This window comes from Leptotrichia sp. oral taxon 215 str. W9775 (assembly GCF_000469505.1).
Classification (GTDB): domain Bacteria; phylum Fusobacteriota; class Fusobacteriia; order Fusobacteriales; family Leptotrichiaceae; genus Leptotrichia_A.
In genome coordinates this window covers 7908-8528 of record NZ_KI272832.1, presented here as the reverse complement: position 1 = coordinate 8528, position 621 = coordinate 7908, and the positions used below count along the sequence as shown (strand labels likewise).

1 pseudogene is annotated in these 621 nt (G+C 32.2%); it reads left to right on the top strand.

Going from position 1 to position 621, the window contains the following annotated elements:
* A pseudogene (locus HMPREF1984_RS11475) lies at positions 1 to 621 on the top strand (autotransporter domain-containing protein); the annotation flags it as partial.

Genomic DNA, 621 nt, shown 5'->3' with positions numbered 1-621 from the left:
ATAATTCAGCTGCTTTAACTTGGATGGCATTACCATCAATTGATGCTAGCGGAGTACCAGTTAAAGTAGCTATGGCTAAAATACCATATACAGAATTTGCTGGAAACGAAGCTTCACCAGTTGCAGTAACAGATACATATAACTTCCTAGATGGATTAGAACAAAGATATGGAGTTGAAGGAATTGGAACTAGAGAAAATGGAGTATTCCAAAAACTAAACTCTATAGGAAATAATGAAGAAGCATTATTCTATCAGGCAACAGATGAAATGATGGGACATCAATACGGAAATGTTCAGCAAAGAATTAATGAAACAGGAAGTTTATTGGATAAAGAATTTAAATATTTACGTAATGACTGGAGAAATCCTTCTAAACAAAATAACAAAATTAAAGTATTTGGTATGAGAAATGAATACAATACAGATACAGCAGGAATTATTGATTACACAAGTGATGCATATGGTGTAGCTTATGTTCACGAAGATGAAACAGTTAAATTAGGAAATTCAAGTGGATGGTATGCAGGGGCAGTTAACAATAGATTCAAATTTAAAGATATTGGAAAATCTAGAGAAAATCAAACTATGTTAAAAGCAGGAATCTTTAAAACAATGTCAC